The organism is Pseudomonas putida, from assembly GCF_009883635.2.
Lineage (GTDB): Bacteria > Pseudomonadota > Gammaproteobacteria > Pseudomonadales > Pseudomonadaceae > Aquipseudomonas > Aquipseudomonas putida_W.
The window spans coordinates 5,614,340-5,629,771 of record NZ_CP026115.2 but is presented as its reverse complement, the minus strand read 5'-3'; the positions used below and the strand labels follow the sequence as shown (position 1 = coordinate 5,629,771).

Below are 15,432 nucleotides of genomic sequence, written 5' to 3'. Positions count from 1 at the left end.
TCTAAAGCGCCCCCTGCAACAACCCGCGCGGCAGCCTGAAGTCCTTGAAGGGTTGCTGGGTAATGGGATTGAAGGCCTTTTCAGCATTCAACCGATAGCGCATCACGCCATCGCCGGCACGGAAGCTCAGGTCCACGCTGCTCTCGGTACGCCCGTTGAGCGCTCCGCGGCTGAACAGGCGGAACATCGACCAAGGACCTCGATAATCGAGGCTGCTGCTGTTGCCACCGTGCCTGAGCAGGGTGAGGTTGCTGCGCACCTGCTGCCCCAGCGTATTGGGCCAGATCACCCCGACGATCTGACGCGGACCGTGGGTGTAGGAGATCAATTGGCCATCGAGGTCGAGCAGGCTGGTGCGCTGGTTGGCACTGAGGCCCAAGGGCTCGATGCTGAACTGCACGCTGAGGTTGCCACGCGGGTCGAAGAACGTCTCGCGGATACGGTCGGCGGCTTCCAGTTGCTCGATGACATCTTCACGAATCAGCGAAGTACCCTGCCGGCCTGAGCGCAACGCCTCGAGATTGTCTTTCAGGAAGACCTTGAGGTACTGATCCTGAAACTGCTGCAACCGCCCCTTCGGCCCAAAGAAGGCCTCGAAGTCCTCCAGCGAGGCATCGGGCGCTTTCACCACGAAGGGGTAGCGGCCGGCCAGGCGTTGCTGGAAGAAGCTGTATACCTCACTGTCCCAGCGTCGCTCCAGTTCCCGCAGGGCCTCGATATTCAGCACACGGGTGGTCTGCTCGGCGACCGCCCTGACCTGCTGCCTGACTGGTTCAGGCAGGCCGGTCGCGACTCGCTGCAATGTACTGATCGGGTCGGCGCCCTGCATCGAGAAGCGCTGCAGCACCGCCTGCAACGCTGCATTGCCTCGATCCGGACTGCCCTGCACCGTCCTCGCATACTCGTGGACGGCAACTATCGCACCGAGGGTTTCATCGTAGTAGCTGGGCTTCTCACCTTTCGCTTCAAGCATGGCGTTCAGCCCGGAAAACGCCCGGCTGATTGCGGTAACTTGCAGTGGCAGCGGGCTGTCCGGTACGGCATCGGCCATGCTGGATAATGCCGGCAAATGTTGGAGGACAGTGTTTTCACGCACGGTCTCCAGCAACCGTTGCAACGGCGCCGCCGGCCCGGTCAGTTGCTCGAGGACCTTCACTGCATGGTCGAGATCACGGAAATCGGCGATGGCCAATGCCTGCAACGCGCGTTGCCAGCTGGCGATGTAGTCTGCGCTGTACAGGGCGCGGACCCGCTCGATCAGGGCTTCGCGGTCGGCATCAGAGTAGTCAAGGGCCTTGCGTTCGCCCAGCGCCCACTGGTCGATCAAGGCCATGTCGGTGATGTGTCGACTCTGCAGCTCGAAATATTCGGTAAACCCTTTCGCCGTCAGCAGGGGCGCCAGGTAGATGTCTTCGGTGGCGCGGTCGGCTGGCTGATAGACGATGTCGAAGACCGGGCCCACCTGATGGCGCAGATTCAGCCCGTAAGGCAGCCGCTCCAGGGCCTGCTGTTTGAGCGTGGCATACACCCGTTGTGGCAACGGGACCTTGCGCAAAGCCTGCTGAACGCTCGCGACGCGCGCCTGGAACTGCGGCAGGTCGGCATCGGCATAGGCCAGGGCATACTGCAAATGTCGCATGAGGTCGCGCTGTACCTGGCCTTGGCCGGGAAACGCCTGCTGCCACTGGCTCGCCATCCACTCCTCGACCCATTGCGGGCGACGGTTGTGGCGGTCTTCGAGCATGCGGTAGACCCTGAGCGCAGCCATCTGTTGCTCGCTGCCAGCCAGCGCCGCATCCATTGCATCGACCACGCCACTGGCCAAGGCTGGCAGAAAGCGCCGCGAAAGCAGGCTCAGGTAGGCTTCGTCGACCCGGGGCCCGATGACCCGCCCCTGGTAGAGGCCGACATCCGCCACCAGCGGCCATGCGGCGCGATAATCACCAAACACCGCAACAGCGTCGCGGATCTGGTCGAGTGGTTCCAGCAGGTTGCGGCCGGTGGGGTCCAGGCGCGGGTCCACGGCCTGTTGGCTGAACGACCGGCTCTTGTCCAGCACCCCCGCCGCCTTGGCGCCGTTCAGGTCGAAGTAGCGGTGCCATGTGGCGGCTGCCACGGCCAGTGCCAGTACGCCCACGGCGGAACCGACCCACAGCAACTGGCGTTTGCTTCGCGCAACCCGTACGTTGTCGCCGGCCAGGCCCGCTTCCTTGTAGACGACCTGCTGCAAGACCTGCTGGGCGAAATAGCGCTGCGCCTTGAGCTGTCGCGTGCTCTCGCGCGGTGGCAATGACGTGTTGTAGGGCTGCGCCGCCTCGCGTACGAACGCGTTGCTGACCTCCCCCTGCTGCTGCACCGAGGACCAGAACACCCCGCGCACCAGCGGCGGCGTGGTGAAGCGATCACTGGCCAGCACTTCGCGCAGGAAGCCCGTCAGGATCGGCCGCAGCCCGCCCAGCTGTGCAAGCAGTGACACGAGGGATGTGCGCTGGGGCAGACCGTCCGCAAGCAGCAGTTGCTGCAGGGTCTGTGCCTGCAGCTGGACGATCAGGCGATCATATTGCTCGACCAACTCGTCCTGCCAGGCATCGAAACGGCTGAGCGCATCGAGCCTGAATGTGAAACCCAGCAACTGTTCGCGCTGGGCCGGTGAAAGGCGGTTGTAGAACGGACCGAAGCCGTCCAGCAAGTCGAATTTGCTCAGTACCACGTACAGCGGCAGCCGGGCGCCCAGTTGGCTGCTCACCTCATGCAGACGAGTGCGCAATACATAGGCCAGCGCGGTTCGTTGCTGCGGTGTCCCGTGCAGCAACGCGGGCAGATCGACGACCAGCAATAGGCCATTGAGCGCCCGGCGGCTGCGATTACGCAGCAACCAGGCCAGCAAGTCGCTCCAGAGCCTGGCCTGTATACCCGCAGGTAGCTCCGCCGGCGGTCTCTGGTCGGCATCCTGCTGTTGCGCGTCGATGGCGTCGTGGATGATGAGATCGCCTGGCGGGTCGAGGATCACCGCCTCATTGCTGACCCACCAGCCCACCGGAAAAGCAGTTTGCTCAAGCTGCTGCCCACGCGCTTGGACATTGCCGATACGCGTCAAGGAAAACCTTTGGTTCGTACCCTCAATAAAATCACTCTTGCCTGCGCACTTGTCGCCGAGCATCAGGTACCAGGGCAAGCGATACAGCGCCCGCCGCCCTCCCGCATTGCTCAGGTAGTTCGCCAGCTGGCGATCCAGCGCCTGTTCCTGGGCGTGAACAAACGGCAAACACGGATCGGCCTGGGCTGCTGCATCCTGGCGACGTTCCGCCTGCAGGCTACGAAAGCGGCTACGCAGTACAACTGCCCAGCACAACAGCGGCACCAGAACCAGCAGCAGGCTGGCCACACTGCGATGCGCGACACTGGCCAAGGGTTGTTGCTCGCGCCAGTTCCACTGCGGGCCCAGCCACCAGATGGCGATCAACATCAACAATGCGCCCAACCCAAGCAATAGCGGCATGGCAAGGCCGATTCGCATGGCCAGCGGCATGCCCCAACGTTTGAGTAGCTTCCAGAATTGACTCATGAAGGTTTCCAGTCCTTGTTCTGATCGGTCAGCTCGGCATGAGCGCCGTACTGCTGAAGCCTCTGGAACACATCAGGTTCCCAGGCATCCGCCGTGGTTTGCTGCATCGTCAGGGCGACACTGCTGCACAGGTCCTGGGCCAGCCAGGAAACCCCGCGCGCCGCCAGCAGATCAGCAGCAATCAGCGTGCTGTGGCAGCGCTCGCGCGGTGCGCCAAAATCCGCTTGCAGTGCCTGCAGGCGCAGCAGCACCGGCTCGATTCCACCCGCCTCCAGCTGGTTGGCCAGCTCTTCACGAAGCGTCCCAAACTCATGGGCAGGCGCGCCCCGATCGACCTGCCCTTGCGCACCTTTGAGCCATGCCAGGCACGGCTCGTCGACGAACGCCGTGCCGTCGCTGAAACACAAGCGCTGCAGGGCCGGAAGGCGCTGGACAAAGCGGACGGTGGCGGCGCGAATGGCTTCGGCCACCTCGCCCATCGCCAAGCGCTTTGCCACGACCGAGGCCAGGAAACTGCCGCGGATCCAGTACGGCGAGGCCGCCACGCTCTTTTCAATGCGCAACAACAGCGCAAGGTCCGTCGCCTGGCTGGCGATGGCGTCCTCGTAGCTACCGGCGATATCGGTCGGCACCGCCATCAGCTCGGTGCGATGGTCCTGCCTGGACATCGGTGCGGCCTTGATTGGCGCCCACAGGCCAAAGCGGCGCAGCTGGTAGCCCGTTGGGTCGTAATGGTCCTGCTGGTTGATGTAGTCGGCCATGTTCAACAATGCCCGCCGGGTCTCGCGCTCGTTGCCCAGAGACAAGCTCGCCTTGGGCGCAGCGAAAGTGGCGCCCAGCGGTGCGGGCGTTGGCAGAGGGGCGGCGACCGTGGCCGGCGCGCTTTCGACGTTGCCGCCGGTACACTCCAGTTGCTTGGACAACTGCTGTTGCAATGCGTCGAGCAGACTCGGCTCCAGTTGCGCCTTGTCCGTCTGCCGTTGCAGACATTCCATCGCCTGGCGCGCCGCCGCTGCCTGAGCGGGACCGTAGGTGAACCGGTCCAGGCGTGGCAGCGCCTCAAGCAAGCGGTTGAGCACCAGAACCACCAGTTTGCGCTTGCCCAGCAAGCCCTTGGGCCCGGGCTTGGGGTGTGCGGACTCCCAATAGCGGTCGAGCACGCCTGCCAGCAGCCCGGCGGTGAAGCCCCAGCGCGCCCAGCAACCGCTGCGCAGCCAAGCGGCGCTCAGGTGCGCGACGATGCGCAAGTGCTTGCAGCGTTGGCTCAAGTACTCGCGGGATGCCTCTTCGATGTACGGCCAATCGATGGTCGCTTGGTGCAGGCCGCCAAGCTTGACCATTTCCTGGTCGACCGCCTGATAGATATCGTCCTCCATGTCGAACAGGCCTGCCGGTGTTTCGGGATCGATGGGCGCAAGCAACCGCTCGATGTCCTGCGCCGACACCTCCGCTACCAGCGACATGTCTTTCGCGCCTGGTCAATCAGTGGATCCAGCCCCTGAGCATCGAACGTCAGCCCATCGACACCAGGGTCATCGCTGACTACTTGCACTCGATGGGCACCGATCAAGCGCTTGATCTGTTCGATGGCCGGCAGTCCGCGGCCGGCATCGAGTACCTGGCCATTTTCCATCACCTGCCAAGCCGTTGCCGTGCTGGCTCCCCGCGCCCCCTGCAGTTGCACCTTGACCCGATTGGCCTCGATCGGCTGCCCAGTGATCAGCTGCAGCCTGGATATGCTCTGGATACAGCTGATCACCAGATAGCTGCGTGGCTCGGCCGAGGCTACCGCCGGTGCTGATATCACCAGCCACGGCTGCGCTGCACCAGCCTCCTCGTTCGCGTTACCGAGGCGGAAGGTCAGGTCATCGATGGGGCGGCCGGCCTCGTTGGCCATCACGCGTGACACGCTTGGGGCCTGCTGCTCCGGTGCCGACCATGTCTGACTGAGCGCCCTGGCAGGCGTGCCGGCGGCCTCGTCGAAGCAGGCTAGGCGCTCCAGATTGGATACCACGCGTGGGCAGTCCCGTAAGGCACCAGCAAACGCCGGTTGCAAAATGAACAGCAACGAAAGACCAGCGGTATATGCACTGCGGGCAGTCATCGTAAGTTGGCTCTCCCTCTAAATATCAACGCCAGGCCCCGCACTTGCAACCAAATTAATGGCACCGGGCACAGCAAAACCCCACGAAGACTATTCATGCCGGAAGAGATATACAAATAAATATTTACTTACACTTAAGGCCTCGACCAACAGGAAACTTTCAGCGCATTTTTTAAAGGAGGAAAAGTTTCCGAAAAACACCCTAGGTAACAAATCTTTCTTTATGTGAGACGAGCCCTACAGAAATATATAAACACGAAAAACATCCTACAAACATCAAATATCCACACTGAACACTTATACGAAACATCCTACAAGCAAAGCGGGAAGTTCAAATAAACATGTCCAAGAATACGAATTCCGTGGCGCCGAAAGAGCGCATCAACATCCGTTACGTACCCGCCACAGGCGGCGAGCAAGCTGAAGTCGAGCTGCCCCACAAGATGCTGGTTATCGGTGATTTCGGGCTGGACGACAGCCGTGCGCTCGAAGACCGACCCGTCCTGCGGATCGACAAGCATTCGTTCGACAGTGTGCTGGAAGAAGCCCAGGTGAGCCTGAACCTGTCGGTCCCCTCCCAGCTCGACACGGACTCGGATACCGAACTGGCCGTCAGCCTGCAGTTCGCCTCGATCAAGGACTTCGGGCCAGACCGAATCGCGCGCCAAGTGCCGGAGTTGAATCGGCTGATCGAGCTGCGCGAGGCACTGGTGGCCCTGAAAGGCCCGCTGGGCAACGTCCCGGCGTTCCGCAGGCAGCTTCAGCAGTTGCTGGATGACGATCAGGGTCGCCAGCGACTGGCACAAGAACTGAACCTGGTGCTAGACGCACCACGACAAGACTGAAGACAACGGAGCGTCAGCATGCCGACCCAGAACAACACGACCACCACGGCCGAAGTTTCATCCGAGGTATTGGGTGAGGCCACCCTGCTCGACCAGATCATGGCGCAAACCCGGCTGTCCCCGACCCAGGAAGGCTATCAGGTTGCCCGGCAAGGCGTAGCCGCATTCATTACGCAGATTCTGCGAAGCGATGAGCCGGAGCAATCGATCAACAAGCATCGCGTCGACCAGATGATTGCCGAAGTCGACCGTGTGCTTGGCAAACAGATGGATACCATCCTCCATCAACCGGAGTTCCAGCAACTCGAGTCTGCCTGGCGCAGCCTGAAACTGCTGGTGGACCGCACGGACTTTCGTGAAAACATAAAGCTTGAGTTCCTGCACACCAGCAAGGAGGAACTGCTCGACGATTTCGAAAACGCAGCCGATATCACCTGCAGCGGTATTTACAAACATGTTTATGCCGCCGGTTATGGCCAGTTCGGTGGCGAGCCGATTGCCGCCATGCTGGGCAACTACCATTTCGGTCCGTCATCACCTGATATCAAGCTGCTAAGTTACATGGCATCAGTGGGCGCCATGGCCCACGCACCTTTTCTCGCGGCGCCAGCGCCAGAATTCTTCAATCTCAGCAGTTTCGAAGACCTGCCTGACCTGAAAGAGATCAAGGACATCTTTGCCGGCCCCCGTCATGCCAAGTGGCGAGCGTTCCGCGACAGCGAAGATGCTCGCCACACCGCGCTGGTCGCCCCGCGCTTCATGCTGCGTTCGCCGTACCACCCCGAGGAGCTGCCGACGGAAAGCTTCAGTTACCACGAGAACATGGGCGCTCGTCACGGCAACTACCTGTGGGGCAACGCCGCGTTCCTGCTGGCCAGCTGCATCAACGACAGCTTTGCCCGCTACCGCTGGTGCCCGAACATCATAGGCCCGCAGTCGGGTGGCGCAGTGGATGACCTCCCGGTGCACCTCTACGAATCACTGGGCCAGTTGCAGGCCAAGATCCCCACCGAAGTGCTGATCTCAGACCGCAAGGAGTTCGAACTGGCCGAGGAAGGCTTCATCGCCCTGACCATGCGCAAGGACAGCGACAACGCGGCGTTCTTTTCGGCCAACTCGGTGCAGAAGCCCAAGGCCTTCCCCAGGACCCCTGAAGGCCTGCAGGCCCAGACCAACTACAAGCTCGGCACCCAACTGCCATACCTGTTCATCGTCAACCGCCTGGCGCACTACATCAAGGTCATGCAACGCGAACAGATCGGCAGTTGGAAAGAGCGCCGCGACCTGGAGTCGGAGCTCAACAAGTGGATCAAGCAGTACGTCGCCGACCAGGAAAATCCTTCGGCCGATGTACGCAGTCGTCGCCCGCTGCGCGCTGCCGCAATTACCGTCACGGATGTCGCCGCAGACCCGGGCTGGTATCACGTCTGCATCGCCGTGCGCCCGCATTTCAAATACATGGGCGCCAACTTCGAGATCTCGCTGGTTGGGCGGCTGGATACGCAATGAGTGGCCTGTTCGACCGCCTGACTGCCGAGCGCCAGACCCTTCGCGCGCCGTCCCGGCGGGAACAGGCTGGGCAAAAGTTCGAGGTGATCAAGCGGCACCTCGAAACGTTGCTCAACGCACGCCAGGGTTGCTCCCGAAGTAGCCCTGAGTTGGGCCTGCGCGACTTCAACGGATACGACCTGAGCACTGGTGACCGCGTGCGGCAGGTCAGTGATGACATCCGCCAGACCCTTCAGCGCTTCGAGCCACGTATCCAGATCCGTGGAATGAAAGCCGTGCCCGATGCCTACGCCCCGCTTGAGCTGCATTTGCGGCTCGACTGCCTGGTGCAGGTGAACGATCACCCCGAGCGGTTGCAGGTCGAGTTGCTGGTCAACGGGCTTAGCCGATACACCCGAGTAAGGTAGTAGCCATGTCATTAAAGGATCGATTCAGCGAAGAACTTCGCTACCTGCGCGAGTTGGGTGCGGATTTCGCCAAGGACAACCCACAGCTGGCGCGGTTTCTCGGCAAGGACAGTGGCGACCCTGACGTGGAGCGCCTGCTTGAGGGCTTCGCGTTCCTGACTGCCAAGCTGCGATTGAAGCTTGAGGACGACCTGCCGGAGCTGACCCACCCCATGCTGCAACTGCTCTGGCCCAATTACCTGCGCCCCCTGCCGAGCGCAACGATCATCCAGTTCTCACCGGAGAAACAGGCGCTCAGCCAGTCCCGCAGCATTCCCAGGGGTACGCGGTTGTTCTCCGTGCCCGTGGATGGCATCGCTTGCGAGTACCGGACCTGCACCGAGGTAACGCTGCATCCTTTTGCCATCAGCGACGTCCAGGCCACCCACACGCCGGAGCATTCCGTGGTGCGCATCGAGCTGGAAACACTGGTCGAACGCCCGCTGAACAGTTTGGGCTGCGACAGCCTGGACGTTCACCTCAGTGGCGATGACTGTTGCGCGCAGACCCTGTACCTGTGGTTGTCGCAGTACCTGAAGCACATCAGCGTGACGATCAACGGCGAGGTCCGCCGGCTACCGGCCAGCAGCCTGGCTTTTCCCGGTTTCCGCCCCGAAGAAGCCCTGCTGCCCTACCCGCAGAATGTCTTCGACGGCTACCGGATCCTGCAGGAGTATTTCGTTTTTCCTCAACGCTTCCACTTCTTCTCCCTGACCGGCCTGGGCGAGCACTGGCCGGCCCAGAGCAGCGGGCAGGTGAGCATCGACTTCCACTTCAGCCGCCCGCTGCCTGGCGCAATGCCCCTTGGCGTCAACGATTTCTGCCTGTTTTGTACGCCAGCGGTAAACCTGCTGCACTGTGGTGCCGAACCGATCGACCTGTCTGGCGAGCACGCCCACGCATTGCTGAAGCCAAGCTGCAGCGCAGCGCACGGCTACGAAATATTCAGCGTAGACCGAGTGATCAGCACGCGTACCCTGGCCGATGGCGAGGCGGGCGAGCCGCTGCGGGCCTTCCTGCCTTTCGAATCGTTCGCCCATGAAATCGAGCACGCCCAGGGCCGGGCCACGCTGTACTACCGTTGCCAACTCGAAGAATCATTGCTCGGCGATGGCGTGATACACCGTATATCTTTCGTGCGCGCCGACACCAGCGCCTACCGCGGTGCGCTGGAAACGGCTTCCATCGACCTGACATGCACCAACCGCGACCTGCCTTTGGCGCTGCATGCTGGCGACATCTGCACCATCAACGAATTCACGCCACCGCTGACCACCTACCGCAACCTTCGGCGCCCGACCCGTCCGTACCGCCCTGTGCTCGACGGCCAGTTGCAATGGGCGCTGATTTCCAACCTGTCGCTCAACTATCTGTCGCTGCTGTCGGCTGACCCGCTGAAGGCGGTGATCCGCGCCTATGACTTCGCGGCCCTGCATGACATTCAGCAGGCGCGCACCACGCGCAAGCGCCTGGACGCTATTTGTGACGTGCAGACCGCGCCCCTGGACTGGCTGATCAACGGGCAGCCCGTGCGCGGCCTGCACACCCGATTGCAGCTCGACCAGCAGGGCTTCCTCGGCGAGGGCGACCTTTACCTGTTCAGTTGTGTGCTCGCGCACTTCTTTGCCCTCTACGCCAGCATCAATTCCTTCCATCAACTGGAAGTGACCAACACCACCAACAACGAGCATTACATATGGCCGCCGCTGATTGGCAAACAGCCCCTGATCTAGCCGATTCGCTACTCGTACAGGCGCATCGGTTCGATTTCTTCCAGTTGCTGGAGCATCTGCACGGCTTGCATGGTGACAATCTGGAAGCGCGCTGGCCCGATGCTGTCACGCGCTTGCGGCTGCGCCTGGGCTGCGATCCACGGCTACGCTTTCCCGCCAGCGATGTGCTGAGTGCCAAGCGAATGCCTGGCCATGATGCCCGCTACCGGATCTGCACCACCTTCATGGGCCTGCACGGCAGCGACTCGCCGCTGCCCACCTACTACCTGGAGCAGATCGCCCATGAACATGCCCAGGGGATTGGTGTACGTCCGGCGTTCCTCGATTTCTTCAACCACTACCTGCTCAGCCTGCTGCACCGTGCCTGGCGCAAGTACCGTTACTACATTCGCTTTCAACCTGGCGCCGACGACCAGTTTTCCCAATACGTTTTCGCGCTGATCGGCCTCAATGATCGGCAATTGCGCGGTGACACCACACTGCCCTGGAGCCGCTTGCTCAGTTTCGCCGGTGTGATCGCCAGCCGTAGCCGTTCACCGGGTACCGTGGCCGGCATCATTGGCCACTGCTTCGACCTTTCGCAGGTACACATCCGCGAGTTCGAAACGCGCTCGGTGCGCACTGCCGCACGCCAACTGGTGCGACTCGGCCGGGCCAACGGCGAACTGGGCAGCAGCTTCATGGTTGGCAGCCGAACACGAACCCGCAGCAGCAAGTTCACGATCGTGATCAGCGAGCTTGAACAGGCGCAGTTTCGCGACCTGCTGCCCAGTGGCATCAACTTCGGCCGTTTGCGTGCACTGATCGACGTGCTGCTGCGGGATGGCTTGGCGTATGACCTCGAACTACGCCTCAAGCGCAACGCGCTGACGCCGTTCAGCCTGCACCGCAGCCAGGGTGCCTATCTGGGCTGGACCAGCTTCATCGATGACCGTCACGGAGTGATCAGCCCGGTGGTCCGGTTCAGGGGGCGGGCATGAGCACTTTGACCCTGCACGTCAGCAACATCGAACAGCTACCGCACGGCGTGAGTCGCCAGCACCGCTTCGGCCGCAGTGGTGGCACCCTGGGCAGCCAGGGTGCGGACTGGCTGTTGATCGACAGGAGCCTGAAGGTGCAACCCATCCACTGCGAGATCCGCTGGACGGACGGCGGCTACTGCGCCATCGACCGCAGCGGCCACACGTATCTGAATGACGGCACGCGCTGCCTCGGAATACGCCCACCCATGCGCCTCAAGGATGGCGACATCCTGCGGGTCGGCGCCTATCGGTTACGGGTCGATCTGCAGACGGAACAGGCAATCAGACGCTCTCTGGAGGAAGTCTTCGTGCCTCGGCAGGACGTGCACGAGGCCTTGGAGGCGAGCGCTTCGACTCGCCCGCGAGACAACGCCATCAATCCCTTGCCACACCTTACCGCGACAGATGTGTGCTCGGCATTCGACCCGCTCCCCGGGCACGACCCCTTGGCTGCCCTCGATGCGAGGTCGCAGCCTTGCCCTGCGAAGCAGAACCCTCTGCAAGATCTGATTACAGGACCGTGATCATGCTTCCACGCCGGATGCTTTGCGCTTCACTGTTGCTTGTACTCACCACCACCTCTGGCTGCACTGCCCTGGGCAAGATGTCCAAGGTGCTGAAAGACCCGTCAATCCCCGTGGGCGCACCGGAAGATGTGCCGACCGAACTTGCCATCAGTATCCATGTCAGCCCTACGCTCAATGGTGTTGCCGACAACGGCGAATCCGCTGAAGCAGCACCAGGCGAACTCGAGCCTGGCCCTTACACGGTCAGCCTGAGCGCAGACGACCCGCATGCGCTCACCGAGAAAGTTGCCAGCCTGTTCAGCTACTTGCAGGCGCAGTATCCCGAATCAGTACCTGCCGATGAGAGTGCGCTCGGGGACTACGAGGTGCCCACGACAGGGCTTGAGCGGCCCGATGCAACGCCCGGCCACGGCCCCCAGCTCGCCAGCCCCATCGCCGTCAAGGTCCTGCAACTGCGGGACGACTCACTGCTGCTCAACAGCGTTTACCAACAACTGGTGCCGGACCCGGCCAAAGCGCTGCGCAACACCTACATCCGCGATGACGATTACCTGCTGTCGCCCGGCCAGTTCAAGTTCGTGCCGTTCGAACCCCTCCATGACGACACGCGCTTCATTGCAGTGATTGCCGACTACCGCAGCCTGGAGAGCGCAACCTGGCAGCAGGTACTGCGCATTGCCCCGCGTGGCCGCCGGGTGGTGCTCTCGCTGCAAGTCCATGACGCGCAAATCGAGCTCAAGGAAGAGGACCGATGATCGATCAGCCGGCCCGCCACCCCTCATCCCTGACATGGAGTGCCCATGAGTTCACGTAACCCTGTGCTATGGCCCGAAGGCCTGTTCGTCAAACCGCAGCATTTCCAGCAAGCGGCCCGGGCCAGCGAGGCGGCGCTGCATCAACGCCTGAGCAGCCTGAGTGCGGGGTTCTACGGTTTCAGCGAGCTGCAGTTGAACGATGAATACCTGTGCCTTGGCAAGGTCGCCATCACCCGGGCCAGAGGCATCATGCCCGACGGGGCCGTCTTCGATATCCCTGGCGACCTGCCCCCACCGCCACCGCTGGAGATCAGCGACGATGGCGCGCAGAACAGCGAGATCTACCTGTGCCTGCCGCTGCGCTCCGACGGCGGCCGTGAAGTGAGCTGGCCGGACAGCGTGGCAAACCTGCGTTATGTCGCGCATGCCCAGGATATCAAGGACACCCACACCGCCGATGGCGACCTGGTACAGGTGGGCCTCGCCGTGCCGAACCTGCAACTGCGGCGGCAAAGTGAAGACAGCAGTGCCTATACCCGCCTCGCCCTGGCGAGAATCCTCGAGCGTCGCCCCGATGGCAGCCTGCAGCTGGACGAATCGTTCTACCCCACCAGCGTGTCGGTGCGGGCAGTGCCGGCGCTGCAGCGCTTCCTTGAAGAGATCAGCAATACCTTCCGCGAACGTGCGCGCAACCTGGCGGCGCGTATCGGCTCGTCAGGCCAATCCGGCATCGCCGATATCCGTGACTTCAACCTGTTGCAGGCCCTGAATCGCTGGTGGCCCTGCTTCGCCCACCTGGCCCGGCAACCGCAGACTCACCCGGAACAACTCTATCTCAGCATGAGCCAGGCCTGTGGCGAACTGGTGACCTTCACCGACGAGAACCGCCTGCCGCAGGAATACCCGGCGTATCACCACAACGCCCTGCGTACTTCCTTCAAACCACTGCAAGACACGCTGCGCCGCGCCCTGAGCACGGTGCTGCAGCCGCGGGCGCTGTCGTTGCCGCTGCAGACCCTCGATTGGGGTGTGATGACTACGACCCTGGAAGATCGCCGCCTGATCGACGAGGCCGACTTCATCCTGGCGGTGCGCGCCAACCAGCCCGTGGAATCGTTGCGTCAGACCTTCGTGCACACAGTCAAGGTCAGCGCGCTGGAAGCGATGAACGAGATGGTCCTGCATCACTTGCCGGGCATTGGGCTGGTGGCATTGCCTGTGGCCCCGCGCGACCTGCCCTTCCATGCCGGCTTCAGCTACTTCGAGCTGGACCGGCGCAGCCCGGCCTGGGCATCCATGAAGGACAGCCATGGGTTCGGCATCCACATTGCCGGAAAAATCCCGGGCCTTGAACTGCAATTCTGGGCGATCAGGAGTGAATGAAATGGAAGCGTCCGACAGCAAGGCTGTTGATAGACCGCCAACGAAACGCGAACCGCTGGAGACGGCGCTTCACCCGTCAAAATCCGGGGCTGCAGACGCGTATGCGGCTGATGCCAAAAGCGCTTGCGCAGGCTACCCGGCAGACCCGGATTTCCAGCTGCGCGGCACCTTCCAGAACCCCATGATCGATGCGGCGATGCCGCTGTTCGGCCTGGTGATGCGCCTGCGCACGCTGGACAGCCTGCCCAACATTCAGGAGGTGCACCATCAGGTGCGCACCCAGGTCGACAACGTTGTCGAAGAAATGCGCCAGCGCGGCTATGAGTCGGCGCAACTGCTGGCCTATTCCTACGCCCTGTGCCTGTACCTGGACGAGGCCGTGATGAGCCGCCCCTGGGGCAGAAGTTCTTGTTGGAGCCAGGAGTCGCTGCTGAGCATTTTTCATCATGAGACCTGGGGCGGGGAGAAGATCTACACGGTGCTGTCGCGCCTTATGCAGGAGCCCCAGCGCTATATCGACGTGCTGGAGTTTCTGTACCTGTGCCTGTGCCTCGGTCTCAAAGGCAAATACGGCCTGGCACCCAAGGGTGATGAGGCGGTGAACGCCCTGCTCCAGCAGATCCACACACTAATCCGCGAAGTGCGTGGTCCGGTCCCGGAACAGGTCTGCGATCCGCTGGCCAATGTCGCTTCAAGCGACTTTCGGATGCACCGGCAGTGGCCGTGGTGGAGTCCGTTGCTGATCAGTGCTACGGCCATGGCAGTGGTGTACGGGGTTTACAGCTATCACCTGCACCTGCTGACTGCTGAAGTGCTGGAGTCGCTCAACAGCATTCTTCAGCAGTGACCTGATTCAACGAATTGACGAGGGCCGACCTCGTTGAAAAGCCCATCGCTACCGATGGCCACGCCGCCCATGGTGCGCGTGATTATCCACTTGGAGACAGGAGAAACTGCCATGGCAACACCCGCTTACATCAGAATCGTAGGTAAGACCCAAGGCAACATCACCGCGAGCGCCTTCACCCCTGACTCGGTCGGCAATGTCTTCGTAGAAGGTCACGAAGACGAGATTCTGATACAGGAGATCAAACACGAAGTAACTACACCAACAGACCCACAGAGCGGTCAACCGACCGGTCAGCGTATTCATAAACCCTTGACTTTCACTTGCGCACTGAACAAGGCGATACCACTCCTTTATCAGGCGCTGACAACTGGGGAAATGCTCATCGAAGCCGAAATCAAGTGGTATCGGACTTCTGTGGAGGGCAAGCAAGAGCATTTTTTCACCACAACGCTCGAAGACGCCACCGTCGTCAACATCCATACGGTACTCCCTCATGCTCAAGACAAGGAGAACGAAAGCCACACGCAACTGATTGAGGTATCGCTGGCCTATCGGAAAATCAACTGGGCCCACGTCGCTGCGAACACCGAAAGTTCCGATGACTGGCGAGCGCCTGCTGCCTGACATTCAGGAGTGCTCCGGGCGGACTCGTCTGCCCGGACTTTCTACCTCCAGTGACGGCAGATAAGGATT

At 61.7% G+C, this 15,432-nt stretch carries 13 protein-coding genes; 10 read left to right on the top strand and 3 right to left on the bottom strand.

The annotated features are described in order from the left end of the window. Position 1 precedes the first annotated feature (1 nt). From tssM to vasI, 3 genes are read right to left on the bottom strand one after another with little or no spacing between them, the layout of a single operon-like run. Positions 2-3,565 (bottom strand): type VI secretion system membrane subunit TssM, encoded by a 3,564-nt coding sequence (gene tssM / locus C2H86_RS25575; protein WP_159410444.1) that lies wholly within the window; start codon positions 3,563-3,565, stop codon positions 2-4. Further along, positions 3,562-5,028 (bottom strand): type VI secretion system protein TssA, encoded by a 1,467-nt coding sequence (tssA, locus tag C2H86_RS25570; RefSeq protein ID WP_159410443.1) that lies wholly within the window; start codon positions 5,026-5,028, stop codon positions 3,562-3,564. Before tssA ends, tssM begins: the two co-directional genes overlap by 4 nt. Then, entirely contained in the window at positions 5,016-5,579 is a 564-nt protein-coding gene (gene vasI / locus C2H86_RS25565) for a type VI secretion system-associated protein VasI (RefSeq protein ID WP_240349641.1), read from the bottom strand. Before vasI ends, tssA begins: the two co-directional genes overlap by 13 nt. A gap of 431 nt (positions 5,580-6,010) precedes the next feature. Here vasI and tssB point away from each other — a divergent pair, with 431 nt between their 5' ends. The 10 genes from tssB to C2H86_RS25515 all read left to right on the top strand — a co-directional run bounded on the left by tssB (position 6,011) and on the right by C2H86_RS25515 (position 15,363). Continuing rightward, positions 6,011-6,514, top strand: a complete 504-nt coding sequence (gene tssB / locus C2H86_RS25560) for a type VI secretion system contractile sheath small subunit (RefSeq protein ID WP_159410441.1) — start codon at positions 6,011-6,013, stop codon at positions 6,512-6,514. An 18-nt stretch (positions 6,515-6,532) separates the two neighbouring features. After that, complete coding sequence (tssC, locus tag C2H86_RS25555; protein WP_159410440.1) at positions 6,533-8,023, top strand: type VI secretion system contractile sheath large subunit; 1,491 nt, start codon at positions 6,533-6,535, stop codon at positions 8,021-8,023. Continuing rightward, positions 8,020-8,430 carry a type VI secretion system baseplate subunit TssE gene (tssE, locus tag C2H86_RS25550; protein WP_159410439.1) on the top strand — a complete coding sequence of 137 codons (411 nt, stop codon included), beginning with the start codon at positions 8,020-8,022 and terminating at the stop codon, positions 8,428-8,430. The genes tssC and tssE overlap by 4 nt, the downstream gene beginning before the upstream one ends. Positions 8,431-8,435: 5 nt before the next feature. Beyond that, positions 8,436-10,202 carry a type VI secretion system baseplate subunit TssF gene (tssF, locus tag C2H86_RS25545; protein WP_159410438.1) on the top strand — a complete coding sequence of 589 codons (1,767 nt, stop codon included), beginning with the start codon at positions 8,436-8,438 and terminating at the stop codon, positions 10,200-10,202. Continuing rightward, positions 10,166-11,182 carry a type VI secretion system baseplate subunit TssG gene (gene tssG, locus C2H86_RS25540; protein WP_159410437.1) on the top strand — a complete coding sequence of 339 codons (1,017 nt, stop codon included), beginning with the start codon at positions 10,166-10,168 and terminating at the stop codon, positions 11,180-11,182. The genes tssF and tssG overlap by 37 nt, the downstream gene beginning before the upstream one ends. Continuing rightward, entirely contained in the window at positions 11,179-11,748 is a 570-nt protein-coding gene (locus tag C2H86_RS25535; RefSeq protein WP_159410436.1) for an FHA domain-containing protein, read from the top strand. Before tssG ends, C2H86_RS25535 begins: the two co-directional genes overlap by 4 nt. A 2-nt stretch (positions 11,749-11,750) precedes the next feature. Further along, complete coding sequence (gene tssJ, locus C2H86_RS25530) at positions 11,751-12,506, top strand: type VI secretion system lipoprotein TssJ (protein ID WP_159410435.1); 756 nt, start codon at positions 11,751-11,753, stop codon at positions 12,504-12,506. Between the two features lie 45 nt (positions 12,507-12,551). Continuing rightward, a complete protein-coding gene (gene tssK, locus C2H86_RS25525; RefSeq protein ID WP_159410434.1) occupies positions 12,552-13,889 on the top strand; it encodes a type VI secretion system baseplate subunit TssK in 1,338 nt (445 codons plus the stop codon). Between the two features lies 1 nt (position 13,890). After that, positions 13,891-14,736 (top strand): type IVB secretion system protein IcmH/DotU, encoded by an 846-nt coding sequence (icmH, locus tag C2H86_RS25520; protein ID WP_159410433.1) that lies wholly within the window; start codon positions 13,891-13,893, stop codon positions 14,734-14,736. 111 nt (positions 14,737-14,847) lie between these two features. Further along, entirely contained in the window at positions 14,848-15,363 is a 516-nt protein-coding gene (locus C2H86_RS25515; RefSeq protein ID WP_159410432.1) for an Hcp family type VI secretion system effector, read from the top strand. Positions 15,364-15,432: the final 69 nt, after the last annotated feature.